We start from the raw sequence: 26,357 nt of genomic DNA, 5'->3' as shown, positions 1-26,357 counted from the left end.
CAATACTCGCGTTTGACCCGCTATCACTGTGGTCGATACTAAGGCCTTGAGACTCATGCCGGCTCCGCCTGGAGCCGGCACACTGTGGCAGGCGACGCAACTGATAGCGTTTGAAATTCCGCTCGCACGGGCTTTCCAACTTTGCGCAAAAAGTCGAGATCCTCTGTCGAATGCCTCGCGTTGCGCCTCTGTCAAGCCGCACATTGCCTCGCCAAAGTAACCTCTGGCGTACACTGGCTCGCCTCTGCCACTTGGTTCACAGGAAAGCAAGCCAGCTAAGACGCTTACTAAGAATACGTAGCCGCTTCGCCGGTGCCATGCGAATGCCAGTCTCATATCTCTGATCGCCACGTCTACTTCTTATTTTAAGAATTCTATGCCATATGGCGCCTTTCCCACATTTATAACCTTCGTTATTTTTCCGGATGCCAAGTCCACGATGCAGAGTTGATTGTTAGCCAGGTCAGTGAAAGCACCGGTTTTTCCGTCTGAGCTGATGGACGCATTCTTCGCGGCACGATTAACGCTTTCACCGTTCGGTTGCTCCTGCGCTCCTGCAGCAATGAACGTCTGCTCCTTACCAACCGCCATCGGCGCCAAACCGGTCTTGAGCAGAGATAAGTTATTTGATCGATTATTGGTTACCAAAACCTGTTTTCCATCCGGGCTCGCTGCTAGACTCCAAGGGTTTCTGCCGACTGATACCCGAGCGAGTAATTTGGTCGAGGGCACATCGACTATCGATACTGCGTGACTAGCATTTGCTGCGACATATGCCTTATCCCCATCATTCGGAATTACGACCGTGTAAGGCAGGAGGCCCACATCAACTTTACCGATCTCTTTTGCAGATGAATCCCCCAATTGAAAGGTGTGTAAATCGCCACTGGCCCATCCTGTTATGAGAGCCGTTTTGCCATCTTTAGTAACGGCGACGCCGTAAGGTTGAGAAGATACATCGAAATCATAAAGCTTTTTTTGCGCCTTCAAATCGACCACAGTTGCGGTGTCGCTGCCAGAGTTTGCGACTAGTAGTTTTGAATCTGAATTGAACAGGGCCAAGTCCCTAGGAGAAAGTCCGGTCTTTACTGTGTACTTCACTTGCTGCGCGAGAACATCTACTACCGCGATTTTGTCGGACCCACTGCAACTTACGTAGGCTTCGTCGCCTTTCTGATTTGAACGGATATCATAAGGTTTCGCGCAGCCTGCGGTTTTGAGTGTGTCAATCGCCCAGACCTCTTCGTGCCCGGGATCCCCTTGAATATCGACTAAGGCAATCTTGTCGTCTCCCCAGTAAGTAAGCAAGACCATTCTGTTGCCGTGCGAATTCGAATTTCCACCGAATGCTTTTGCGGTCAACAGAATCGTAAAGAGTCCGATAGTCGCAATCTTCTTCATATTGCCCTCCCAGTCCATCGGATATTTGATATGCATACGCCGTCGCGCCAAATTTCCAGAAATTTGCCAAAAACGGATTCCAACAAATTCAGATAGGAGCTGAGTGACGATGGAAGCATAGTTAACGCGTTACATACAGAAGCATTAACGTTTACGCTTAACGAACTATATGGTCTTACGTGCGCTAACGTACAGACAGCAGCAGTTACGGCGGTATCGAGTAACGGCGAACGCTTACGTATCCGGCGCGCGCTCCGAGTGGCCGTCGGCACCGAATTGCGAATCATCGCAATGGCCGAACAGCACTAACCGGGAGGGGTCGCCTCCCCACCGAACGTCAAATCTTGACGGCGTGGCCTCTTACCTATCTCCGGTTAACCGAAGTCATGCATTGCGGGGCGGTCGCGGCGGCTAGCGTGTCGTGCGAAGCTTCCATTCGCATTGCATAAACTCGAATGACCGGTAGCCGAGGCGTACGCGACGCATAATTGTCCACCTCGCGAGACAAGCGAATGACGCTTAGTGGCCGCACTGCGTCCCACGACCGGGCACGCCTCTCGTCCCCGGTCCTCATCTTATGCAACAGGCATAACCGACCCGGAAGCGACATTCTGATTAATCCATAGTGGACATTCGGGCGGCAGGCACTCCTATCGCAGGCGGTGCGCAAGACCGCAATGTTGGCACTTCGCATCTCGCATGAAGAAGTATGGTTGTTTTATCGCCGGCTGCCGGCATTGAGGACAAGGAAGTGCGCGCAACCGTTTGGCGATAAGGTTCCAAGCGATGACCCAGCCTGTCATGGACAGCCGCGACTATCACGTTGTCGGTAAAACGTTTGCAGCCAATCAGAAGTCGCAAGTCAGTTTTCTAGAGCCCTTCTGGAATACCAGTTCCGCCATTCAGCTTGCTGATCTCCCATCGATTTTCATCGACATAATCGAATTTGATATCGTAGTCGAGATTTGCATCAACAACGAACAAGAAAGTGCCCTGATCCTTCCCCAGCGACTCCAGCAACCGTCGCCCTTGATCTCCGATGACACGAAAAGCTCCCTTGTTCCTGCCGGCCTCGATGATCGTGATCGCGTCTGCAGTCGCGTAAGAGCTTGCAATCCGCGATACATGGTCTCGCAGCGAAAATCGCAAGTAGGCTGTCGTCCAGGCTGGTGCGATTTGACGCATAAGCAAAACAACGCTCTTTGCCACATCCAGGACCAATGGGGTTGTCGTATCATTTGTCATCAATACGCACCTCTGACGTAAGTTTGCCCTGCTGCATCATCAAATTTCTGATTGAAAGATCGCAAAACGTTCCCCGTTGAATCCTTGACAGTATAGTCGACGCTGATTGAAGCAGGCCGTCCGTTCACTGGATCGAAATCACTTAGAGTGTGTTCAAAATCTACTTGATAACCCCGATTAACGAATCGCGCGTAGTCGTTCTCGAGAGCCTTGTAGGCTCCCATATTAAAGTTGCCACCATAGCTTACAAAGAACCTCGAATCGTTCGCACACGATCGGCATGGATTTATCAACATCGGCAGTCCGTCCGATTCGCTGGCACTCTTCGACGAAGAATCTCCAATGCTCCCGTTGCCAATACGTCAGCGAGCGATCGCCTTCTCCTTCGCTTGCTGCGAAATCAGGGGGCACGCAATCGAACGGAATGATCTCCACGTTCGTTGCTCGACGAATCAGAGTCGGTCGACCACTCCAGTCAAGCACAATCTCGATATCTCCGACCTTCGGAACCTCCTCACCGTCGAACTGCCACGACCAGAGTAGGCTGGATGTGCCATGCTTCGCGCCCGTGAGAATAAGACCGATGAGCGAATCTGAAAGTGCTTTTGAGTCACCGAAGCCACCAATTCGAACGTCACCATGCGGTAGCTGTATGTCCCGTTCGGCCAACCTGTCGATTAACGACTGTACACGCTTATCCATTCTCGCTTGTCCGTTATCTAGCTCTTGATCCGTAGGGTCATCGTGAGGTCGTCAACTGAGCGCCCCGAGATGCGAAACCGGTCATTGCGTCGTCCAACTTCTTCAAAGCCCAAGGATTGATAGAGGCCGATCGCAGCGTGGTTGTCGGTGAAGACAGATAGGTCTATCCATTCGATTTCATTACGCGTAGCGAATTCAATGGCTCCCTGCATCAACCGCCGCCCCAAGCCTCTCCGATAAAAGCTCTCCTCGACGCCGATGCCGAGGCTAGCTCGATGTTTCTCTGACGGTATGCTGGAGCCGGTCAGGTCAAGATGTGCGACGAAGCGTGAATCGGAACTTTCCACCGCCCACACCCTCATCCACGCCGGCTGAGGCAAAGCGGTCGTCAGACCTTTTTCGAAGCGAGCGCGGCGGTCAGGTGATTCGAAGTCAACGGCTTCCAGAGGCGAGAAAAAGGGGCGTCCGCCGCGCCCCGATTCAGCGATCTGCCGGTTCAGATGTTCTGTCCAACGCGTGAAGTCGGCAGGCGTTAGCGAAATGATTTTTAGCATCCTCGGTGCCTTGAATGATTGACACGATTTGTCGCCGATTTTTGCGGCGAGACCGGCGACCGCTCGTGGCACACGTCGCGAAAAGAGATTGGGCTAGTGGATTACCATGTCGGCAAGCAACGCCCATCGCTCGTGATCTCGCCATTCACCGTTGATGCGAAGATAGCGTCGTGAGAAGCCTTCTTTCTCAAATCCCAGTCGGCGCACCAAAGCTATCGACGTTTGGTTTCCGGGCTGTATGTTTGCTTCGAGGCGATGCAGTCCAAGGTCATTGAAGGCGTAGTCAACTGCGGTTCCGAGCGCGTCGGTCATCAACCCTTTCCGGCTAAAGCTCGACATTCCGTAGTAGCCGACATAAGCGCTTTGAAAAGCACCCGCGACAATTTCGTTAATATTGACGACGCCGACGATCTGCCCAGAAGACTGTTCTCGGGCCACAAGACCGACGTTTGGCCCAGTTAGACACCGCGCAAACCAGTTATCAAAGCCCGCTTGGTCCGTGAAGGAGGTGACCCACGGTAGGTGGTAGTCCTGATTCGCGCGATTGGCGGAGATTAAGTCGGCAGCGTCGGCGCGGACTACACGACTGAGTTGGACCAAAGGCATGAATATATCGGGAAGGGTCGTTTAGCTCGTCAGTCGAGAGGAAAGATACCTGATTCTCTTCCCCGAAAAAAATACTACAGAGCCACGAAGCCTTCTTGGCCGCACTACGTCCCACTACGGAGTGCGCCGATTAGCCGCCGACGATGACAAGCTTCGTCATCGGCACGCACGCCAATTCCAGTCCGCGCGCGGTACGGTACGTCGAAGCCGAATCGCCTGACCAACCACAACTGCGATAGAACGGGGCCGCGTTCAGCGTCGCATCGAGCCGCATTGCGCCAAGGCCTTGATCGGCGGCCAACGCTTCAAGAAAATCCAGCATCTTGCGTCCAATGCCGCGACCCATATGAGACGGTCGGACGAAGATCGCGTCGACTTGCCCGCTTTCGAGCGTAAGCATCCCTGTTCCGACGACCGATCCCTGATCGACGGCAACATAGAAGTCAGATTCGACAACGCCGGCCCATTTGTCGGTCGGCGTGCCGTCAACCCACGCCGAAAGGGCTGCTTTGGGATAGTGTTTAGCGCACGCAGCATGCACCGACGTTTTACGGATATCCCACGAGTCGAACACGTCATCACAGTTGGCTTTTCGTATCGTCAGCATGCAGCGCTCCTCGGTTCGAGCGGCGAAGTCGGCACGTCGGCAATGTCACCAAGAACGGAAACACGTACTCTGTGTTGCATGCAATCACTCCTATTTGCGCCAACGCAATTCGGAGCGGCGGAAAAGACACGGCCCCGTCATGACTGGCGGGGCCGTTGAGGAAGTCTGTGTACGGTGTATGAACGTCACGATTCCCACGACTCGCCATTGGCGGTCATGGTGCACATCATGAAATTTCGCGCGTCGTAGTTCATGACCGGAAGTTGCCGTTCTGGAGCGTAGCTGTCAATAGCGATTCGGAAATTGTTAGCGATTCAGGCAGTCGTCACGAGCGGCTCAAATTGACCGCACTGCGTCCCACGACCGGGCACGCCGCTCGCCCCCGGCCCACGACTCATGCAACAGGCATAACCGACCAGGAGCGGTCCTTCGCACTTCCCCAAAGCGGCCGTTCAACGTGTGCGGCTATGGCGAGTGTCACTTGCATGTCGTCGGGCTTAACCGCCTTCGCCGCCATATGGCTACGGTCAGGCCTAGAGCGACATTTAATAAAATGAAGGCTCCCAGCGCCATTGGCCAAACCATCGGAGGGCGTTCCCAACGAGTGACGATTGCGGTGGCCGGCGATGATTTTACTAGTCGGACTTGCAGCTTGAGGCTCAACAACGCGTGGCGATTGTAGCGGCCGTCCTTGTCTCGGATTAGTCGTTCGTACTTTCGGCCACCGTATGAATACTCGACGAGAGGACTCAGATTACCGTTTGAGCCTGGCTCCAACCGTAGGACGCGGCCCTCGACAACTGCCGAGTCATTCTCGAACGCTCGCGATGTCAGATAGGCGTTCACCGCTCCGTAGGTCCACGCCGCAGCAATGAGGCATGTGACAGCGGTTTGGAAGCAGCGCGCACCTTTCGAATCGGCTCTTTCAGTCCACACTGTCCGTATCTCAAATGTTGGTCATTACGCTCGGTCTGCGCAGAATCATTCTATGGGCACAGGAAATCCACAGTCGGAGCCTGTGATGGCCGGCTGCGCTGTTGGCCGGATGTAAACCCCTGCGTCGTCATATCAAACTCAATTGTCGACTCTTCGCGTCGGTATGTCTAACGACCGTAAGCGGTCAGTAAAAGACGTCCTTCGGTCGAGATGCAGAAGGTCAGAAGCTAGGTGTCCGCGTGGACACCTGCACACTGACACTGATGACAGAGATCAAGGACCTCAAGAGCCGGCCGGTGATTGGCGAGAAACGCGACGACCGACGCACGAAGCCGCTCGCGACGAACTGTTCAGTTGTGCCGGAGATCCAGCGTGTCGATCGGGTGAATCGGTCGTGATCATCTCGCGTCGCCGTGGACTTACAACTGCCCGCGCCGTTCGCAAATCGCATTGATCCGCATGATGGCGAACTGCTCCCTGGCACCGGGCATATTTTGCAGTATGCACTCGTAGTACGCCTTCTCGCGCGGCAGCAGCATTTCGCTGTTCCGATACAGTGCGTAGCATGAGCGCTGGATATAGTTCGATGCAACCTGACTGCGGGCGTCGCGCAAACCGACGAGCATGCAGTCGTCATAGGATGACGGGCCATCAGCCAACGCTGGATGCATAATGTGCAGGCTCAACAGGCCTAATATCGTCCGTAGGATACATGTCCGTGTGACATTCTTGAGCATGGGCTTCTTCTCTACAGTGTGAGTTCGCTCGGCGTGGACACCGGCCCCGCCCTGGCGGCAGTGTACCAAAGGGCGCTGATCGGGATTTACGTCATGTTCCACGGCGTTAGCGCTGCATAGTCTTCAGCGGTGCTCGCCAAGGGCAACTTCGCGAACAGCCAGACGAGGTACCGATACGGATCGATACCGTTGGCTTTTGCCGACTGGACAAGCGAGTAAAGATTCGCGCTCGCATGTGCGCCAGCAACAGTATCAGCAAACAGGAAGCCCTTGCGTGCAACCACGAACGGCCTGATCTCGTTTTCACAGGCGTTGTTCGAGATTGGATAGTCGCCGTTCTCAATGTAGCGGCTCAGCTTGTGCCACTGCCGATTCAGATATTGCAGCGCTTTGCCCAGCATGCTACCCGGCACGACGGCAGGCGGATGCTCAATCAACAGTTGCTCGATGACGGCGAGCACGCGGGCGCTATAACGGCGGCGTAATCGCAGCCGGCGAGCGGCGTTCCACTTCGCACTTCGCGCCTCAGCCGCGAACAGCTTGCCGATGAGGTTGATGAAGCGCTTTGACAGCAGGTCCGGAGTGCGAGCGGCTTTCGGCACCGTATCCTCCGCCTTGACGAACGCGCGCCTTGAATGAGCCCAACAACCAAGATGGACGAGCTGATGGTCGTGCGCGATGCCGCTATACAGCTCATATCCATCGGTCATCAACGCAGCGCCCGGTTTGACGCCGGCGTAGAGCTGCGCGGCGTGTTTTGCACCGCGACCGGGCGTGTAAGTGAACAATCGGATGGGTGGTCCCGAACCGTTCATTTGCGCCCAGACGCAGCTCTTTGTTTGCGGTCGGCGCCCAGGCTCCTTGAGCACCTGGAAGGTCGTCTCGTCGCCATAGATCAGATCTGCTTCGAGCAACGTATCGCGCATCAGGTTGATCACCGACTGGGTCGCAAGCCCAACCCGCACAACGCTGACGGCAACCGTGTTCGACGAGATGTCGCCGCCGAAGCGTCGCAAGAGCCCGGCCTGACGATAGATTGGTATGCCGAACTGGTATTTGCCGGTGATGATCCACGCCAGCGCCGATTCGGTAAACAGGCCGCGCGGAATGATTCGCGGTGGTGGCGGCGTTACCTTGATGCCCAGATCGCAACACGGACATGCGTACTTGACGCGTTGATGCTGGATCACGCGGATCTGTTCTGGAATCACGTCGAGTTGCTCGCTGGTCTTAACGCCGATTTCCACGAGCGCGTGGCCATCGTGACTACAGAAGCGCTCGGACTCGGGCAACTCGTGCCGGACCACCTCACGCGGCAGGCGCGGATCGAGCGGCTTGCGGCCGCGCTTCTTGCGTGTGTGGGCAGACACCGCCGTATCCGCCGTGTCTTCCTGCGCGGGCTGTCCGCCGGAGACCGTGAGCGCTTCGGCTTCATTGAACAGGCCAAGCTAGTCCGATTCGCGCGATTCGCTAGACGCGCCAAACAGCTCGCGCTTGTACGCTCGCACCGCTCTTCCGCCAGATCCCGCTCCGCCGTCACCAGCCGTAGCGTGCCGCGCAGCTCGTCACGCTCCTGCTGAACGGCACCAAGTGCGTCGCGTGCGGCGAGCAACTCCTTCAGTTCCTCGGCAGTGATCGTGCCGAAAGCAGCCATTGGGGGTGGTATCGTCGGTTCTCCACACTTCTAGACCACCTGCATCATGGCAAAGTCTGACCTCATAGGGGCTGCGATTGAGTTCGCGGATTGGGAAAAGCCATGGACATTTTATTCGGCTGTATTGAACCACCTCTCGCTAGAATCCGATGACCGGGCCGCTTTAGAGCGTGTCTGGGCCGAAGCGTGTCGCCCCGAATACTGGCGAGACGTCGATATTTCCAAGTGCTGCGATGCGTGCGATCGCGGACTTAGGAACGGATTTTCATGGTTGCCTCACGATGCGCGCGCGCAGTTCGTGCTAGCAGCATCCTTCCAGTGGAAATGACGCCGGCGACCCCCGGGTAGGTCGCCCCATTTGTTGGCAATTCCAGTATCAGCCTCGAATGCCCGTAACTGACTGTGGATTCAACCTGCCGGCGCCCTCGGACGAGTACGACGATGATCGTCGCCAGTGCGCATCTCATGCAACAGGCATGGAGCACCCCGGGGCAAACCTATAGATTTCCGAAAGCCAGCCGATATTCCGGGTGGCGCTGAGTGCACACGTGCTCTGCGAATCTCCAATAATTGACGTTAGACCAAATGAACCGTCGTCTCGGCGCTGGTAGCTATCTTCTGTGCATGTCGCTCAGTGTCATCGTGTGGTCGCTGCTTACCGCGCTCGCGTGCACCGAATTCGCCGCCAAAGGGCGCGTCGGGCTTAGTGAACTGAACTTCTTTGTCTCTGCGCTGGGTGTAGCGATGGGCAGTGTTTTTTACAGCGCATCGGCAAGGCGTCTGATGGACCTTAACTTTCCAGGCTGGACTGTCAAGGTACTTGCGTTCCCGATCATCGGTGTCGTCGTACTCCCTCTACTGTGCTTCTTGTCGGGGCAGCGCTGGACAAACGATTTTGGTCCAGCTCGCCCCCCATCCAGTTTTCTCAAGATTGCATCGGCACTAATACTGTTACTCGTCGCAATTCCGGTATGCCGTTGTGCTCTTCTTGCCTACTTTCAAACTCGCTTGCTGCTCCTTAATGGCGGCAACTGATCCGCCGTCGAATAGACTCAAACGGAAAATCGCTGCATGTTACGGAAGCGACGAGTCAAAGGTGAAAATTGGGTATGAAGCTTACGGATTGTCGACAATCTTCGGCAAGATGTTGAGCGGCCGATTCTGGCCGCACTGCGTCCCACGACCGGGCACGCCGCTCGCCCCCGGCCCACGACTCATGCAACAGGCATAACCGACCCTGAAGAGACGGTCGCGAAAACCCAATTCGGACATCCGCGGGGATATGGCACAATCAACTGGACGCGCGTCTCATGCCGAGGCATAAGTCGCGTCTGAATGGACCGGCGAAAACTTCCCGCATGGCGCCGCCTTACGCACACTATCAAGCCCATGAAAAGATCGGTTTGGCTTCTTCTCGTGCTCGCCGTAATCTCGTGGGGGATCTGCTATGTGTACGTATCCAGCCCCATTCACTTTGGCTGGCTTGGAACCCTACTCGCATCAGCCGCGGGAATACTCGCGACAATATCTGCTTACCAGACAGAAGAGAAGGCGCATACTCGCGGCGGCGTCATATACAAATCCAAATCGCCTATCCAGTTTCTCCTTGTGCACCTCTTGCTGGGCTTGTTCCTGACGGCAATTGCGTTCTTTAGCGTAATGGGTTGCCTTGGATACGCGAGTCGATCCTAGGAATTAGGAAACCGGCGGACAGAGAGGATCAGGACGTAATGCTGGTTCGATCCATTCGGGATTCGGTAAGCGCCGTCCGCTGCGAGAACAGAACATGACAATGCGGCAATTTCCCATGCCATCGTCTGGTCGCATTGGATTGTTGCTTGTTTGAAAATCTCAAGGCCCGTTAAGTCATATAAAGCCTGTGTCTTTCTGGACGCATCCCGAACGTCCATTGGCAGACCCTCATCCGCCCATGACCAACGAAAGCGCTGTTTGTCGAGGGAATGCGTTCCCAAAGGCAATATGGAGGCCTCGGCGGTTGGAGTTTCGCCGACGAAGAATGTCAGCAGACACGACGAAAAATCCACGACGAAACGCTCATTGCCTCCAATGCCGAACGAATCAGACAGAACCGTCTGCTTGGTGCGGAGTTCAGCCAGAGTGCGTTCCACGAACGCGTCAAATTCTTCGTCTTTCACAGGTCTTTGTTTGGTCTGAGGAGGCGTCATTGTCGACGATCTGCAGACCGGTGTCGAACGGCCGAAATTGGCCGCACTGCGTCCCACGACCGGGCACGCCGCTCGCCCCCGGCCCACGTCTCATGGAACAGGCATAACCGACCCACTAGCGACATTCGCCTCCTCAGATTCGACGCCCGAAAGCGGTCGTCGGCGCAGCCGTCCCGGATGACACGTATGTAGAATTGGCCGCTGGGATGATGATGCACTTCGTCGAAAGGAGAAGGCTTCAATGAGTCAAGCGGATCCTCAGTCAGGAACGTCAAGTCAGGCCGGATCTCAAGCCCACACGGGCCGCAAGTTAGAGCCGCGCCGCTTCCGTCAAACTCTTTTGGGCGCCGTGATTGTCGGCATGTCGCTCGTATGGCTGGTGATCTTCACGATTAGCTTGACGCACATGCCAAACGCTGAAGCTGTCGCCAAGGCGCCAGAGATGTCGTAACCGCAAGGTATCTGCCGAGTGGTAAGAGCCGACTTGAGTTTGAAAAGCCGGACGGCGGCTTGCAGCGGCAAAATTGCGACCCCCTCCCTCCACTATGCCCTTTCGTAATGCAGCACTCGCCAGTTGAGTTAACGGTGCGGCTAGCGGGCCCGGATTCCGGAATGCCAGATCAGGCTGTGCTGTTCGCGCGCGCGGGCAATGAAGTTTTGGTTACCCCTGCCGAGGGAAACGTGAACCTGGCTTCCTTGAAAAGCACAGTCCTTGGCGGACTTATCGCGTCCCTTGTGGGGTTGGTGCTCGGATGCATCGTGCTAAGCCGAATACGCATCTAGTCAATCCGAAAGCCGACCCTCACGACCGTCGCCTTCTGGCCGCACTGCGTCCCACGACCGGGCACGCCGCTCGCCCCCGGTCCACGTCTCATGGAACAGGCATAACCGACCCATAGGGGACCCGCAGCCCTCTCAACAACGGCCACTCGGCAATCACCAGGTGGATATTGGACTGCGCCAAAGTCGCTTAAGCCCACGAAACACACACTGGTGCCAGCTTGCAGCATTTGAGTCCGTGTCCGGAGACACTTCATCGGCTACTCGACCCCAAGATGGCGTCCGTCTCACAGCAAAATCACTGGGTCGCCTCTATAAACTGGCCGCCCTGGTATTTGTAGAAGCGCGAAACATCACTCTTGTCTCCATAAACGTCCCAGCGTACCTGGATGCCTACTGGTGCCTCTTTCCACGAAATTGCCAAGTATTCCGACTTTTGATTGGAATCACTTGCCAATTCGAGATCTTTGAGACAACTCTGTACCTGCAAGGCAAAGCGCGGCACCGCAGAACTCCCGTGCAATTCCAGTGCGTAGAGAGTTCCTTCCTCACCCGCACCGCAGTACCCCGAGGGATTGGTACTAGACGACTGATTTACAACGATGAGAATGTATTCCTTCCCGTCTATCAAGCGCGAGTGGTCGGCCGGAAAGCCAATGCTCGAAGACTTCTTAAGGGCTCGACTGAGAGCAGTTGGCACTTGAATGGGCAATATCTTGTGCTTCCCGGCGTCGACCGTAAAAAGGCGGTTCTCTTTCTGTTGCACCAAACGACCACCTTCAAGGTCAATTTGCGCGGGTGGAGGAACTTTCGCAAGTGCGCTGGCGCTACCTACACCTAACGCCACCAGAAAGGTAAACTGTTTAATTCCCGGCAATGTGATCCGCATAGCAAATCCCAGAGTAGAGCCAGACGTGATCTTTATCACGCCCAGCCTTCATTTTCTTGTAAGTTTCTTTGTCGCGTTCGTGCAATTGATCGGAAGTCTGCCCAGCGTTTGCCGAATTTGACATGTCCCAACCAATGTTTGAGGTGGACGGGTCGCACATGATGTCACCACTGCGGTCCCATGCCTGCGTTTGAGGGTTCCATTCGTAATACTTGCTGCCGTTCCACAACCCGAAAGTCTCGCGTGATAACTGCTCCTGAGTGTACGGATGCGCCTTGAGGAGCACTTTTGCCTTTGCTTGCTTGTCCTGGAACAACGTCACGCCGACCTTAACGTTTTCCTTCCAGTTCCAGACTTGTTCGTAGTTTGGCGCCGGATTAGTCATCTGTGTTAGCCCATAGCCGGAATCGCCCGCGACCACAGGTTCATTGTCAGCGTTAATGAAGTGCTTGAAATGACTCTCCTGATCGATGACCTTGTCGAAACCGATGGTGTCGGGAAGTGTCGACACGAAGGCCACCACGTCTTCTTTGGTGGGATTCTTTCCTAAGACGAACACAGTGCGCCGGAACTCCGAGCCACCCGCCGTGACCTCGACGGACAACTTACCTCCAACGATCTTGTTGTCGAGATTTGCCTGCCATGACTTGTCGTTGCTCGTGAAGGTGCCATTAGCAGTAAATGTCTTTAACTTCTTTCCGCGCTTCGCGCTTTCGCGTAGACCGCTAACCTGCGCATCCCACGCAATGGTCCATTTCCATTGATAGGGCGGAGAGGCATCCGTCTTGATCTCAAAAAAAATCGATGGGAATTTCGGTATCGCGTCGATATAGAACTTATCGCCTGTCGCCGGACGAACCCATTCGCCCGCATCGTTCTGAATCACAACCTTGACAAGCGATTTGTCGTTCGCAGATGTTGTCGATGCATGCTTCACGTGTCGGATGTGATGCTTATGCTTCTTCGGTTGAGTCATTATCGTCCACCAGCTTATAGATGGTTAGAGAAAGGCTCTCTGGCTCGTCCGTATAAACATGCTGAGTCAGTCCTTCACCGTCGCTGTACCCGGACCAGTTCTTACCGGATTCACTCTCAATCTCGTAACGTGTGTGCGGTAGCGGAGTGGTCTCATCATCGTCGAGCAAACGGAATTGCTCGTGGTAGCGAGACGCCGCACCAGAATTTGGCAATCCGGGCAGCACGTACCCTTGCGCGGTGGGGCCGCTGAATGTATGCTGGCCGCCCTTGATGTCAATCTTGCCGGGTGCGTGAATCTCGATGTTTCCATCCTTGATGCGGATATACGCACCTCCAGATGTCAACAGGATTTCCTGCTTTGCCGCCGCCTCAATGTTATCCGTTACTGAGAGCAGCTTTACAGCTTTTTGAGCAGTGAGTTCGATGTTGTCCGAGTGCGCCTGGACTTCCACCATGCCCTTCGCAGCAAAGAGCTTCATCCCCGCATTCTGCACAAAGAGGCTCAGCCTCTCCGAAACACTTGCAATCAGCGATTTTCCGGTTGCGATATGCGTGCTCTGGCCGCTGACGAGATTGGTCTGGGCATCACTCGCGATATGAACAGACTTCTGCGTGGACAGCGCGATGCCTGCCGGGCTACCGAACAGCATGACTGGTCCCTTGAATGCGTTGGCGTTGCCTGTTCCACCGCCCGCCGTTTTTCCGCCCGATGATGGACCGGATACGCTGTTCTGCGTCGCGTCCGTGAACATTTTGAGTGAATCGTAGCCGTCGTTCAGGCTTCCTGCCTGATGTGCCGTGCTGGCGCCTGACATCGCCTCCAGCACGCTTTTCGAATTCACAAGCTGCGAAGTGGAGTCGCGAGCATCGAGCGGCTGGCTGGCCGCGGGGTGGGTGGTGACATAAAGGCCTTGACCCGCGCGCACTGCTCCAAATGCGTCAGACTTCAGGTCAAAGCCGCTGCCCAGGTAACTCCCTCTCGTGTTGCCGGACTGGTCGATGAGGTAACCCAGTTGTAGCTGGGCATTCGTGCTCGACGAGTAAAGTTGAAGCCGGTTCTGGCCCGTCGAGTCGTCAAGCACCATCTGGTTATAGCCGCTGCCCTGATATTCCTTCGATTTGTAGCCGGAGAGTAAGCCGTTGGAATGCCAGTGCGGTTGCGTCTGGCCGTTGTAGACCTTCCCTGTAACCACGGGCCTGTCACAATCGCCGTCAACCCAGTTGATCAGGACTTCTTCGCCGACCCGTGGCACGTGCACGCTGCCGTATCCAGCGCCCGTATCGGACATGGCAACCCGCACCCAGCACGACGCTCGATCGTCGCCGTCGTTGAGCCGGTCGGCCGAGGGACGGACTACATAGATGGCGGTATCTCCGAATGTCCGCTTTGCGCTTTGCCGAAGGTCCGTTGTGGGTCCAGGTCGTGTAAAAACGCGAGGCGGACGCAATGGCGATTTCACTCGATCGGCCGCAGACGTCAACGGCCCAATTTGGGCCATGTGACGGTTACGGGTGCTTTGAGCTCTTTGTGAGAGGACCGGGTACCCGGGCGCCGTAATGCGCGCCGGCGCGACCGCCGTAGTGCAAGCCTATCCTCAGGCTCGCATCTTTTGCATCATCGCCTCCGTGCTGAGAATCGCTATGACGCGCCTGAGGTTGTATGCGAGGACATGAAGGCTCATCTCGGTGCTGACATGCTCGCGTGTTTTCATAAGGAAGTGCGCTGCGCCCATCCAGAATTTCAGCGTGCCAAACGGGTGCTCGACGGTCTGACGGCGCACGCGCATCATTTCCGGCTTCTGGTCGAGTCGTTGCTGCATCGCCTCCACGACGGCCTCATGTTCCCAGCGCTTTATCCGGCGAGCCTGCTTGCCTGATGTGCATTGTTTTCTGATGGTGCAGGTAGAACAGGCCGAGCTCGAATAGCAATGCAGCGTCATCCCATGCTCGATGTTTGTGAAACGCCAGTTGAGCCGCTGCTGGGCGGGGCAAAGGTACTCGTTATCTTTGGCGATGTAGATAAAATCCTGCTTGCCGAAATAGCCGTCGGCGTTCTTGCCCGAAGTCAACGGTTTGGGAACGTAAGTCGCAATGCCAGCCTCATGGCATTGCAGGACTTCTTCGCTCTTGAAGTAGCCCCTGTCGGCAACAACAGTCAGATCCCTGATACCCGTAGCCGCCCGTGCCTGGCCGGCCATGTTCGTCAGCTGGCCGCGATCGTTACCAACGTTGGTGACCTCGTGTGCGACGATCAAATGATGCGTGTCATCAACGGCGGTCTGAACGTTATAGCCAACCATCCCCGTTCCCCGACCGCTAGTAGCCATTGAGCGCGCGTCTGGATCGGTCAGGGAGACCTGCCCATCTGGCGACTCGCGCAATCGCTGCTCCATCGCCTTGAGGTCCTGCATCTGCTGCCTGAGCTTACTGATCTTGTCGCCGATCCGACTCGTCTTCGCCTCGGCAATATCGGATTGAGTCCGGTCTGCTGTCTCCATAGCGCAAAGATATCGCGCGATGCTCTCATCGATCTGCTGCAGGCGCGCCTTGACCTTCGCGCTAGTGAAGTTGCGATCACGATTGTTGACGGCCTTGAACTTGCTGCCGTCGATGGCCACTATCGACTTTGAGAAGAGGTTCAGGTTACGGCATAGCACGATGAACTGGCTGCAGACATTGCGGATCGCCTTGCCGTTGTTGCGGCGGAAGTCGGCGATGGTCTTGAAGTCAGGCGAAAGTCGGCCCGTCAGCCACATAAGCTCAATATTGCGTTGAGTCTCGCGCTCCAGGCGTCGACTGGATTGAATGCGATTCAGATAGCCGTAGATATAAATCTTTAGCAATACAGATGGATGATACGAGGGCCGCCCGGTTGCTGCGGGTGCGGTTCCGTCGAAGCCGAGATCATGGAGATCAAGTTCATCAACGAAGACGTCGACTACGCGCACCGGATTATCCTCAGAGACATAGTCTTCGAGACACTCGGGCAGCAGGACAGCCTGCTTACGGTCTTCGCCTTCAACGAATCGCTTCATGTGGCCGCCCGATCCGAACGCGTTACGTCAGTTTAGGCGATCAGCAAGTGTTTTCACACAAGCTGGGTCGCACCCAGCCGCTCGCGAAGCGATGACGTGCTGCCGTTCGATGTAAGACGCATCAGGCAGTAGTCGGGCCAGTAGGCGTCACTCGCAACCATTGTTAGGCGGACGTGTGGATGTCGGCTTCGCGTCCGACAACCGCCATTGACCGCGAGGATGAAAGCTTGCTTCGGCGGGCGCGACACGAACGGCAGGCAATGGCGAGGGCCGGGACAGCTTCTGAGTCCCGTAACCGATCTGCTCAACGGGGCGCGTCACGGAAACAATTGAAAAGGTCCTGGCCGCCACAGCCGTAAGATCTGCCTTTGCACATGCTTATCCCGAGAACCACACGCCATGCCGGCCCACATCATTGCTGCGGCTGCGGTTGGAAAGGCTGAGTGCCATGTGTCATCCTTCGCTCAACGCCTTTGATGGACCGATTTAACCGCTCAACCTGCGCGGAGCGCTCCCTCTAATGCCGATCGCCTTTCATGCTTTCGGCTTCCATCGCGGCATGCAATTCCTCATACGCCTCAATTGGTTCCATGTCCTGATCGACGAACGCGGCTGCGCGCTCTGCGGCGGTCGACGCGTCGCCCGAGATATCGCTCTGGCTGTCGTCGTCGGTACTTGGCGGCAGCAGCATGTCCTCAAGCATCCCGCGCAGTTCGGGAGTATTCCATGGCTTGCCCAGCTTGGCCTTCCTGTTCACGTAGTGACGGATTTCCGAATCTTGCTCGGCCGTGAGCGGAAGCCCGCGAAAAGTGGGGTCTGCGTTGTGATGGATCATGATGCGCCTCCCGAAGCGGTTTGCGCTTTCAACGCGCAGATGTCAGCGTTGAACGTTACAAGTTACGTGTGTCCACTGGACCACCTGTCCGCGGCCCAGCGATTACGTCCTTTACTTGGCGACAACTTCGTTCGCAGCCGGCGAATGAACCGTGCTGAACGGCTTTGCCGGCACTGACGGCTTCCTGGGCTTCCTGGGCTGCTTGGGCTTTTTCGCTTCGCGAGTGCTGCGTAATTGACTCTTGGCCATGGTATTGCTCCTGGTGCGTTACGTGACAAGTTGGCATTCCCAGCATACGCGCCTAGCTTGGTCCCGGCGTGAAAATCAACTGATGTGGAGTGTCGCCACGCGGAAAGCTGACAGAGTTGGCCGGTTGGGAGTGGCAGCTACAGGAGAAATGTGAAATTCCCTTTCGGGTCGCGCGCTGCCGATGGGTCCCTCGTGAGGCGTGGAAAGCATACGCTCATTGCCAAGGCAGTAACGGCCACTTGCGGAGGTTCGGCACATTCGCGTGGATCACCGACAATCGGGGCGCATTGATTGACCATATTGGTAGTTGCGGTCCTGAACGTCCCGATAAGCAGATTTTGACGAGCGTATGGTGGCGCATGCGTGACTACCTAGCCCAATAGTTGCATAAGCCGTCCAATGGTGACTCATGTTAGGCTCCGATGACGAAAGGGAGGCTTTCATGCACCGAACGATCGCGTACCGCGGCTTCGAGATTCAGGTCGAACTGACTCCGGCTGCTGATGAGGACACCTTTGACGTGACCTTTCAGATAAAAGGCGCCACAAACCTCGAAGTGCTCGGCGCGCGGGGAGGCCGCATCCCGTTGCGCAATGGCCCTTTTACTGAGCGATGGGCCTATCTGGTAGCCGAAATCGCCGGTCAAGCTGCAATCGACGTGTTACTCGGTCCCGTGGACTGATTCCATATTTGTTTCCCGACCCAATGCACTCAGCGCTCGCGATGTTGATGTTGAGTACGGTCATTAGTCGAGCATCAGGTCCGTAAGCAGCAAAAGCGGTTGTCAGGAGCACAGCGAGACACCGATGATACTCAGCGGGCGATTCATGCATCGTTTCATTTTATGTGCGCCTCTGTCCGTGTAGACCGGATTCAGACAGAGCTATTCCTGGGCCCCGTCTTGCGCATCAGCACCGAATATCGACTCGATAGTCTCCAGCAGTTTTGGTGCGGGGCATGGCTTATCCGGAATGCTTGCGAACAGCTCCGGCTGAGTTCTTGCCAGCCCCCCCTTTGCAGCGCTGGACAGAATAACGGGGATATGACTTCTTGACGCATGCGCCGCGAATTGGCCATTCGAGAACGCCTCGTCCTCAGTAAGCGCTAGTAATCGGCTGGCGTCTCCACCAGTTTCCCGATCAGGCGCAGAAGTTCGCTATGCTCCGGCCCTTCGCCATCTCGAACAAGGAAGTCGCCAATTGAGATGTCTGACGGCCGGCCACCTGACGAGAGGTTGGGCTCATGTCGGACGAAAACCCGGCCAGAATCGTATTCGTGGACGAGCGACCAACGGTCACCGTTCGCGCTCCGATAAAGCTCTCGCGCCTTTTGAGTCATGGCCCTCTCCTGTTCGCGGCTAAGCATACGGCAGCCGGGACGTCGCTGACAGGGTGTCAACGTCGTTTTATACAAAGGTGTCAGAGGTTCTCCCTGACATACCCGGTGGCCGACGATTACAAGGTCGACCACAACACCGGTCTAGTGAGCGAGCGTCTCAAGCAGGCGCAACAGAGGGCCTGGCGCGGCGCCTTTCTGGCAGTATGCATCGAAGCCCGCACCGACGCCCGACCGACGCGTGGTAGGTTCATCCAAGGCAGTAAAAGCTACAATGATCGTTTGCCGCGTCAGATCTTCCGCGCGCAGGCGTCGCGCAACCGCGTACCCGTCCATCTCAGGCATGTTGATGTCCAACAACGCGATTTGGGGGATCCACGACCTGACGGTTTCCAGTGCGGCCAGACCATCAAGCACAAATCGAACCTCGTATCCTGCCTCCGTGAGCGAGGCGGAAACGGCCTCGGCACCGGGACCGTAATCATCCACGACCAGAACGCGACGCACGCAGTCGTCGGGGGGGGGGGGGAGGTTGCGCACTGTCCAGCGCGCGGTTTCAAGTTGCGACGGCATTCAAAGCGGGCATGGTTGATGCATTGAGCTCAATAGGGTCGACAACGTGACCATTGAGCTGGCCGCGTCGCCTCTAATGCCATAGAGGAAATAGCAACTCGCGTACCCAATGGAGGTCAAATGAGCCTGGCGGACTTCATTGAAACCGATCTGGAGGGACTGATAGACGACTGGGCCACATACGCCCTTGCGATCAGCCATGAGGGCACTCACCTGTCCGAGAGCCAGTTACGTGATTCAGCCGCCCAAATCCTGGCAGGCATTGCGGCCGATATGCGCAGCATGCAAAGTGCGGCGCAGCAGGAAGCCAAGTCGCGTCATAGTGGAGGCAGCTCGGAATCCGGGTTCGATCAAGTGGCTTATCTGCACGCGGAAGAGCGCCTTGCACACGGATTCGGGATCAACGACGTGGTGGCGGAGTTCCGTGCGCTGCGCGCCACAGTGCTGCGCCGCTGGCAGATAAATTCGCCCGGCGGTGCCGAGGCTTTTCAGGAAATGATCCGGTTCAATGAGGCCATTGATCAGATGCTCAGCGAATCGGTACGGCGGTATGCGCAACAGACGAGGCGCATTGGGGACCTTTTTGCCGGCGTGCTTGCACACGACCTGCGCTCACCCCTTGGCGCGATCCTGAACTCAGCGCAACTTCTGCTGCATGACAACGAATTGTCTCCAACCAGTCTGAGAGCTGCGGCGAACGTACAACGCAGCTCAATGCGCATGAAAGAGATGATTGACGACCTTCTCGTTTTCACACGCGGCAGGCTGGGTGGCATGTTGCCGGTCAGTTTCTCTCCACAGGATATGGGGCGCATCTGCAGCGATGCGGTGGATGAGGTGCGCGCCTCCTACCCCAACGCAGTCATTCGGCCGCGTTTCGCGGGCGACCTGCGAGGCACGTGGGATGGAACCCGTATCGGGCAACTGGTCGTCAACCTGCTGGTGAACGGCGTGCGCTATGGATCGGGCGAGGTGGCCGTCGAAGCTGCCGGTCACGATGGACACGTGACTGTCGTTGTCTCGAACGAAGGCAATCCGATACCGGAAAGCGCCCTGCCTACGCTGTTTGATCCGATGACAAGGGCGAGCCTTCACAATCGGGAGGGGACTGCTGCAGGCATGGGCCTTGGCCTCTACATCTGCAGGCGCATTGCCACAGCGCATGACGGAACTATCGGTGTTGAATCGACCGAGCACGGGACAAGCTTCACCGTCTGTATCCCGAGGTCGCCAGCGGTTTCCGGTTGATCTATCTATCGCTGGCCGCTCGGGAACAGCTCGGTGGTGACCGCTCCTTATGCGAAAGCCGCCATCGTTGTGACACGAGTTCGGACGGCCGTTGTGGGTCGAGGCTGTGTGGAAACGCGAAACACGGAGTCCGCGGGCGCATATTCCATGCTGCCTTCTCGCAACCCATCGGTAGACCAGGAATGCTGGCGTAATTTCGATGCCTCGCTGCAGACCACGCCAGCTTATACGAGGAACCTTGGGTGCTTCACGCACCCACCAGCCTCATGGCCTTTATGACTTTCGAGAACCCCAGTATCGCTATTACGCGCTTGAGGTTGTATGCCAGCACATGCAGGCTCATTCCGGTACTCACATTGGCAAACCGGCGAGTCAGGAAGTGCGTGTAGCCCATCCAGTGTTTGAACGTCCCAAACACGTGCTCAACAGTCCGCCTTCGCGTTGTCATCGCATTCGGCATTCTGTCCAGTCTTCGCTGCGCGGCTTCTAGTACCGACTCGTGTTCCCAGCGCGTAATCCGCCGGTAATCGCTGGGCGTACATCGCGGCTTCATTGTGCAACCAATGCATGCACTGCTCCGATAGCGGCGCTGATACATGCCATGTTCCAGACCAGTAAAGCGGTAAATTGCGCGTTGCCCGGCCGGGACTCCCATGATCTCCTCGCGCCGTTCGAAAGAAGCAGCCGAAGTTTCCCTCGGAAGTAAATTGCGACTGGTTGCAATGGCGAGCGCGGCGGTTTGTTTCGTCGGATATGCTCATTTGAATTGGTACAGGTAGCCGATCTTGAACGTTGGAATGTACCGTCTTCCCACGATCGGGCTGTCAGTAATACCACTGCTGAGGTGTGATACGCCTACATCGAAACTTACCATTTGATGGGACGTGAAACTGTAGTTGACCTGAGTTCCGATCGACGAGTTGTAGGCGGCCTTACCTGCGTATTCGGGGCGTCCCACCCGGACCTCGGACGGTCGCACGCCATAATAGTAATTGACGTATTTGCTGCTCAGCCAATCGAAGCCCGCGTGCGGTTCTATCGACCAGTGCCCGAGGTCGAACGACTTACTGTATTGAAGGTCGACCATCTGCCCCTTGTTGCCCCCAAGCAGATAGTCAGCTGACAGTGTACCGAACGCGGTTTTCCATGCGAGTGCCGGACCGTACCAGAATGTACCGTTTCGATCCTCCATTCCATTAAGGATCGGCGCGTCGGAACCCTTGTAACCACCGAAGACGTCGAACTTGCCGCGCAGCGTGAAGGTCACGTTGCTCCACTTACCGACCTTAAAATCGACACTGGTGCCGAAGGCGTGCAGCCATTTGTTATCGAAGGAAATCAGCGGAATCGGTGCGACGCGGGTACTGTCTCCCCTATAGGGCGACGACTCGATACCTACTGCGGCACCCAGACCCCAATGTGTCACGTTCGTCGCGTTGCTGAGTACGGTGAAGCCGCTGTCTTCCGCTTCGGGTGGCTCCGCGCTGACACCATTTGCCCACGCCGCGCCTGAAGACAGAAAGGCTGATGCGATAGCCAACAGCAACAGTCGTTTACGCAAGATCGTTTTTCTCATTGTCATTCCTCAAGTGGATTGCCAGGACGGAAGCGACTGTAGGACGGGCCGACTTACTCATCACTTACTAGACGAAAGATGTTGACTGCGCGAGCAGGCGCTCCGGTCAGAACACGGAAGCCGAGTGATAGAACGCCCAATGAAAAGTGCGAACGTGGATTTGCCGGGCCCGTGGGGAGGAGGCGATAAAAAAGGCGATGAGAAAGATAGAAACGCCAACGATGGTCATCGCTTTGCGGCAGTCAACTTGAATCCGCCCCGCATGAGGAATCGATATTTAAGCGTGGTGCTGTAGTCCGGCCCGTTCCATTCGCTACACAAGAATCGCGGGGTGCTTGGCGTACCCGCAACACAACGCTCAGGCAACCCGAGTGCGAGTGGTTCGTTTTGATCCACAGCGGGTACGAGCTTGATTGGCCCGTACCGCTGGCAACCGGCCAGTCGGAATCGACGTCAGGATTGCCGGTGTCGTCACGATGCGCGGCGGCGCCTGCTTCACGCCGCGCAATAGCTCAAGCGGCCGGAGTCCTGCCGTGTTCCGTGCCATGCACAATCTGCAAAGCACCGTTTCCAATTGCGAAAGACGTCCTCGGTGAAAATGCGAAAAAAAATGGGTAATAAGGCGCGTTCTGCGATCCGTATCGGCCGCTAGCATTTCCGGTAACGGGTATACAGAAGGCAGACAATGTGTCTCGTGGCCAGCCGTAATTCCGGAAAAATGAAAAACCATCCAAGCAGTGTCTCAAGCTGGCCAGCGTGATCTGTTCGTGATCGCCCGAAATGGTATTTGCCAGTGCACCCGGGCCACGACTGACTTCGTAACCAATTCGTAGGCAAGAATGAACAGGAGCCGCTGAACGGCAGTCCGTTTTATCGTCTCGTTCTTATGCCTTGCGCGGGCGATGAAGATTCGTGACCCGGCACGGTAAAGATCGTGTCTCGGCCTTTCCTGTACACGTGCGAGTCAGTCTGCACAGCGCCTTCCATGCAACTCCAAATGCAGCTGAACGAGCCAGGCACAACGACAGTCATCCGGGACGTAGACCGCGTGGTCGGCTTCATTTTCCGGCCCGACCTTCCTTGCACGAACTGCGGCATCGAAAGCACGTCTGGCGCCCCATCTGAACATCGCCATGATGACCAGAGTGACGGCAGCAGTGCATGCCTGCCACCACCAGTCCGGCATACCGTCACCAAGGAGGTCAGATATCGCCGCAAATCCGAAGCACGGGACCATGGCAATACTTGTCGATATCGAGAGAAGCGCAACATTCGCACGTATCGTCGTCAGGGTGCTGCCTTTCATGGATTGAAGCTTTAGGGAGTAGTTGACGCGCATTGTTGCCAGGAATCGCTTACCGGATACTTACCGATCAGTCAACGTAAGTGGCCTCTGGTAACTTCGACAGGCGGTGGGATGCCCGTTGTCCGCAGGCGTATTCGAGCATCCATCGCATCATTCCAGCGCGCCTCTTGTTTGGACGACCGGACCGGCGTGAGCGAATACTCGTCAAGCATCACTTGAGCCAGTTGCGACGCCGAGCCAAGCAGTCAGCGCGGCAACCGGTGAAGCATTTTTTCCGCTCTCGATGTCGGCCACTGCCCAATGCGGTCGGCAGAAACTGGCTCGACTCGGACGGTTGCCCTGGTCACCCGCCATAACAGCCTCGAATGTGCCGAATGCCAAGCGGTCATCTCCGCACCACTCGTCTAGTGCTGAGCGCCAGCAACGATGCCTGAAAGCAGCGAAAATGCGATTGCCCAAAGGCGGGGAAAAACGCAATCTTGAAACCGTTCGAATCCGCGTTTTACCTGGCGCCATTACCCCGCCCCGTTACGCCGGTTTCCAGCGGAATTCGCTCATAACCAAACGGTGAATCGGGTCCCAATCGAAAGAGAGCGCACTGTCAACCGCCAGTCATGCGCCAGCGCAATTTCCTTGCATATTGCCAGCCCCAAACCAGCGCCATCATGACTTGCATCGGGGGCACGCCAAAACCGCTCGAACAGAAACGGAAGATAGTCCACCCGTATGCCTGGACCCTCATCACATATCTCGATCGATACCCCGTTGATCGTTACCAACACAGTGCCATTGGCTGGCGACGCATTGATCGCATTTTCGACAACGTTCTTGATGAGGATAAACAACGCGCTTTTGTCGGCGCGGATTGTCGGTAGCGAGTCAAACTCCTCGATACGCAGCCTCACCTGCTTGCCATCAGCCTTGCGGGCCAGGTACGCGACGACATCCTGCGCAACATTGGCCGTGCTAACTTCGGCGAATTCGAAATTCTGTGTCTCGCTGACTTCGGCAAGATGCAAAAGTTGTCGAACCTGCCGCGACATCAGGTCGATCTCGCGGAATAAAAGCTCCTTTTGCCTGATCTCCGGCTGCAGCTCGATCTGGCCGCGGATCAATGTCAGCGGCGTTTGGAGCTCATGCGCCGCCGCTGCAAGAAATTGCTGCTGGACCTTGAAGCCGTTCTCCAGTCGGTCAAGCGCCTTGTTAAATGCGTTGATCAACGGCTTGATCTCGGTCGGAATGCCATTGGCCGAAAGGCGAGTTTTCAGATTTTGAGGCGCTATCTGCGCCGCCGCTTCAGATACATCCCGCAGAGGTTTGAGCACCCGGCCGATGGTAAGGGGCAGTGTCAGGCCAAAAATCACGACCGCAACGAAGAAAATGACCCTGACCGTGGCTGGAATCGGCCTGACCTTTGAACTGACCAGCGTTTCGATGAAACGTGTGCTGGTTGCGGTCTGAACATAGAACACAGATTGTCCCCGCAGCACCTCCTGCGTGGCGACGGAGAACCGCCTTCCATTGATATCCAGGTGGACTGTTTTGCCGACGGCTCGAGAAAGGTCATCGGTCAGCCAGGGGCCATCCTTTTCTGCTCCTGTTGAGGCCAGCTGGACGTGACCCTGGCCGTCCAGCACACGGTATTTGAGCTCGGTAGGCACGACCTCAAACAGCCACGCTTCATTGTCAGGAAGGTCTACAGAACGGGGATGGCCCGCTTTATCGAATCTAATTCCATTCATTACCCTATGGACGTTCTCCGCCATCTCGTGTCGGCCCAGCGTTTGCTCCGGATAGTGATCGAACACATAGATAACCACGCCAGCGAGCGCAGTCAAGCTGAGTGCAAGTGCGACTATCGTCGTTACCCACAGCCGCGCTGACAGACTGCGGATCCAGTGATTGAGCATGAAGCCCCCAATTTAGAACGGCTATGCAATGCCGCGAGACGGATTGCAGACTGAATGTTTACATCGTGGGTTCCGAGGGCGATGTGACGCAGTCAACCTTTCGGTTCACGTGTGCGCGCTTGCCGCTGGCGTCCGGATGGAAAACATAACCCCCTTCGCGTATCACTCTTGCGAACGCAAATCAGCGCACCGGTTCTCGTGAGGCCGCGACCAGCGCGAAGCTGACATCGTCGATGTTTCCAGTCCGCACCAAAGCGTCAATGACGGCCAGCAGCCGGCGTCACCCGGAGATTTTCTCGAGGGCAAATCCCGCACCGCGATGGTTCACCAGCCGTGTCCTTGCATTGATCGAGGCAAGCTTCTTGCGCAACCGGTGCACGGTCACTTCCAGCGCATTTGGTGTTACGGCATCGCCCAGGCCCCATGCGGCATGCTCCAGTGCCGAGTGCCGAACCGTTCGCCCGGCAGCGTCGATCAGACAAAGCATGATCTGCAGTTCGGCGGGCGCGAGCGTGACCGACAGATCACCGCAGGACATCTCGCGTTGCCGCGGATCCACTGTAACGTCCGCGAATGACGCGTCAAGCGCTCTCAGCACCACTGGCCGGCGCATGAGGGTACGCACCCGCGCAACCAGCTCGCTCATAGCGAATGGTTTGGTCACGTAGTCGTCCGCGCCACTCTCAAGACCGTCGACCCGATCGTGCAGGGCATCGCGGGCGGTCAGTATCAGGCATGGCGTCATCTGACCTGCAGCACGCAGTGCACTCAGGAAGGACAGTCCGTCGCCGTCCGGTAGGCCTCGATCGAGAATCATCACCGAGTAGTCGGCCTTGCGCAGGCCAAAGGTCGCCTCGGAGATGTTGCGAAACTGGTCGACCTCGATTCCCACGCCGGCAAGGGCCTGTCTCACCATATCCGCAAGACGTTCGGAGTCTTCAACGATTGCAACTCGCGACATGAAATGAACTCACTTGAACTGATTGTTCGGCCGAATCTGGTTTCCGGGGTGAAT

General features: G+C 56.4%; 21 protein-coding genes and 3 pseudogenes. 4 read left to right on the top strand and 20 right to left on the bottom strand.

Annotation, left to right across the window (positions count from 1 at the left end; translation table 11 throughout):
- Positions 1-360: 360 nt before the first annotated feature.
- From AB3X99_RS19405 to AB3X99_RS19370, 8 genes and pseudogenes are all read right to left on the bottom strand, one after another.
- Complete coding sequence (locus tag AB3X99_RS19405; RefSeq protein WP_368617823.1) at positions 361-1,401, bottom strand: YncE family protein; 1,041 nt, start codon at positions 1,399-1,401, stop codon at positions 361-363.
- Between the two features lie 870 nt (positions 1,402-2,271).
- Positions 2,272-2,646: a hypothetical protein gene (locus tag AB3X99_RS19400; RefSeq protein WP_368617822.1), complete on the bottom strand. Its 375-nt coding sequence runs from the start codon at positions 2,644-2,646 to the stop codon at positions 2,272-2,274.
- Between the two features lie 225 nt (positions 2,647-2,871).
- On the bottom strand, positions 2,872-3,348 hold the full coding sequence (locus tag AB3X99_RS19395) for an ASCH domain-containing protein (RefSeq protein WP_368617821.1): 477 nt from the start codon (positions 3,346-3,348) through the stop codon (positions 2,872-2,874).
- Positions 3,349-3,365: 17 nt separating this feature from the next.
- Positions 3,366-3,902: an N-acetyltransferase family protein gene (locus tag AB3X99_RS19390; RefSeq protein WP_368617820.1), complete on the bottom strand. Its 537-nt coding sequence runs from the start codon at positions 3,900-3,902 to the stop codon at positions 3,366-3,368.
- 93 nt (positions 3,903-3,995) lie between these two features.
- Positions 3,996-4,508 (bottom strand): GNAT family N-acetyltransferase, encoded by a 513-nt coding sequence (locus tag AB3X99_RS19385; protein WP_368617819.1) that lies wholly within the window; start codon positions 4,506-4,508, stop codon positions 3,996-3,998.
- A 130-nt stretch (positions 4,509-4,638) separates the two neighbouring features.
- Positions 4,639-5,115 (bottom strand): GNAT family N-acetyltransferase, encoded by a 477-nt coding sequence (locus AB3X99_RS19380; RefSeq protein ID WP_368617818.1) that lies wholly within the window; start codon positions 5,113-5,115, stop codon positions 4,639-4,641.
- A gap of 1,355 nt (positions 5,116-6,470) precedes the next feature.
- A complete protein-coding gene (locus tag AB3X99_RS19375) occupies positions 6,471-6,788 on the bottom strand; it encodes a VF_A0006 family four-cysteine protein (RefSeq protein WP_368617817.1) in 318 nt (105 codons plus the stop codon).
- 86 nt (positions 6,789-6,874) lie between these two features.
- A pseudogene (locus tag AB3X99_RS19370) lies at positions 6,875-8,442 on the bottom strand (IS66 family transposase).
- A gap of 585 nt (positions 8,443-9,027) precedes the next feature.
- Between AB3X99_RS19370 and AB3X99_RS19365 the strand changes: the two are divergent.
- Positions 9,028-9,477: a DUF805 domain-containing protein gene (locus AB3X99_RS19365; RefSeq protein ID WP_368617816.1), complete on the top strand. Its 450-nt coding sequence runs from the start codon at positions 9,028-9,030 to the stop codon at positions 9,475-9,477.
- Positions 9,478-10,130: 653 nt separating this feature from the next.
- On the opposite strand, the gene AB3X99_RS19360 is transcribed toward AB3X99_RS19365, so the two are convergent.
- Entirely contained in the window at positions 10,131-10,598 is a 468-nt protein-coding gene (locus AB3X99_RS19360; RefSeq protein ID WP_368617815.1) for a DUF6882 domain-containing protein, read from the bottom strand.
- A 271-nt stretch (positions 10,599-10,869) separates the two neighbouring features.
- On the opposite strand from AB3X99_RS19360, the gene AB3X99_RS19355 reads away from it, so the two are divergent.
- Entirely contained in the window at positions 10,870-11,079 is a 210-nt protein-coding gene (locus AB3X99_RS19355) for a hypothetical protein (protein ID WP_368617814.1), read from the top strand.
- Between the two features lie 627 nt (positions 11,080-11,706).
- On the opposite strand, the gene AB3X99_RS19350 is transcribed toward AB3X99_RS19355, so the two are convergent.
- The 5 genes and pseudogenes from AB3X99_RS19350 to AB3X99_RS19330 all read right to left on the bottom strand — a co-directional run bounded on the left by AB3X99_RS19350 (position 11,707) and on the right by AB3X99_RS19330 (position 17,145).
- The gene (locus tag AB3X99_RS19350; RefSeq protein ID WP_368617813.1) at positions 11,707-12,297 is read right to left on the bottom strand and encodes a hypothetical protein; all 591 of its coding nucleotides are present in this window, start codon (positions 12,295-12,297) and stop codon (positions 11,707-11,709) included.
- On the bottom strand, positions 12,272-13,273 hold the full coding sequence (locus AB3X99_RS19345) for a hypothetical protein (protein WP_368617812.1): 1,002 nt from the start codon (positions 13,271-13,273) through the stop codon (positions 12,272-12,274). The genes AB3X99_RS19350 and AB3X99_RS19345 overlap by 26 nt, the downstream gene beginning before the upstream one ends.
- Positions 13,251-14,615: pseudogene (locus AB3X99_RS19340) on the bottom strand (DUF2345 domain-containing protein); the annotation flags it as partial. The gene AB3X99_RS19345 and the pseudogene AB3X99_RS19340, both read right to left, overlap by 23 nt.
- A 255-nt stretch (positions 14,616-14,870) precedes the next feature.
- Positions 14,871-16,310, bottom strand: coding sequence for an IS1182 family transposase (locus AB3X99_RS19335; RefSeq protein ID WP_368617811.1), 1,440 nt, complete (start codon positions 16,308-16,310; stop codon positions 14,871-14,873).
- 517 nt (positions 16,311-16,827) lie between these two features.
- Positions 16,828-17,145, bottom strand: a complete 318-nt coding sequence (locus AB3X99_RS19330; RefSeq protein WP_069262045.1) for a hypothetical protein — start codon at positions 17,143-17,145, stop codon at positions 16,828-16,830.
- A 691-nt stretch (positions 17,146-17,836) separates the two neighbouring features.
- Between AB3X99_RS19330 and AB3X99_RS19325 the strand changes: the two genes are divergently transcribed.
- Entirely contained in the window at positions 17,837-18,076 is a 240-nt protein-coding gene (locus AB3X99_RS19325) for a hypothetical protein (protein WP_069262402.1), read from the top strand.
- A 422-nt stretch (positions 18,077-18,498) separates the two neighbouring features.
- Here AB3X99_RS19325 and AB3X99_RS19320 read toward each other — a convergent pair whose 3' ends face one another.
- Entirely contained in the window at positions 18,499-18,732 is a 234-nt protein-coding gene (locus AB3X99_RS19320) for a hypothetical protein (RefSeq protein ID WP_069262046.1), read from the bottom strand.
- A gap of 141 nt (positions 18,733-18,873) precedes the next feature.
- On the bottom strand, positions 18,874-19,236 hold the full coding sequence (locus tag AB3X99_RS19315) for a response regulator (RefSeq protein WP_069262047.1): 363 nt from the start codon (positions 19,234-19,236) through the stop codon (positions 18,874-18,876).
- 186 nt (positions 19,237-19,422) lie between these two features.
- Between AB3X99_RS19315 and AB3X99_RS19310 the strand changes: the two genes are divergently transcribed.
- Positions 19,423-20,550: an ATP-binding protein gene (locus tag AB3X99_RS19310; RefSeq protein ID WP_368617810.1), complete on the top strand. Its 1,128-nt coding sequence runs from the start codon at positions 19,423-19,425 to the stop codon at positions 20,548-20,550.
- Positions 20,551-20,797: 247 nt separating this feature from the next.
- Here AB3X99_RS19310 and AB3X99_RS19305 read toward each other — a convergent pair.
- The 4 genes and pseudogenes from AB3X99_RS19305 to AB3X99_RS19290 form a co-directional block, all read right to left on the bottom strand.
- A pseudogene (locus AB3X99_RS19305) lies at positions 20,798-21,217 on the bottom strand (transposase); the annotation flags it as partial.
- Positions 21,218-21,307: 90 nt separating this feature from the next.
- Entirely contained in the window at positions 21,308-22,126 is an 819-nt protein-coding gene (locus tag AB3X99_RS19300; RefSeq protein WP_069269373.1) for a MipA/OmpV family protein, read from the bottom strand.
- A gap of 1,860 nt (positions 22,127-23,986) precedes the next feature.
- Positions 23,987-25,342, bottom strand: a complete 1,356-nt coding sequence (locus AB3X99_RS19295; protein ID WP_368617809.1) for a sensor histidine kinase — start codon at positions 25,340-25,342, stop codon at positions 23,987-23,989.
- 280 nt (positions 25,343-25,622) lie between these two features.
- A complete protein-coding gene (locus AB3X99_RS19290) occupies positions 25,623-26,303 on the bottom strand; it encodes a response regulator transcription factor (RefSeq protein ID WP_368617808.1) in 681 nt (226 codons plus the stop codon).
- Positions 26,304-26,357 lie beyond the last annotated feature (54 nt).

This window comes from Paraburkholderia sp. BR10882, from assembly GCF_040948855.1.
GTDB classification, from domain to species: Bacteria; Pseudomonadota; Gammaproteobacteria; order Burkholderiales; family Burkholderiaceae; genus Paraburkholderia; species Paraburkholderia nodosa_A.
Note: the sequence above shows the minus strand (reverse complement) of the source record. Positions and strands in the feature narration are given on the sequence as shown.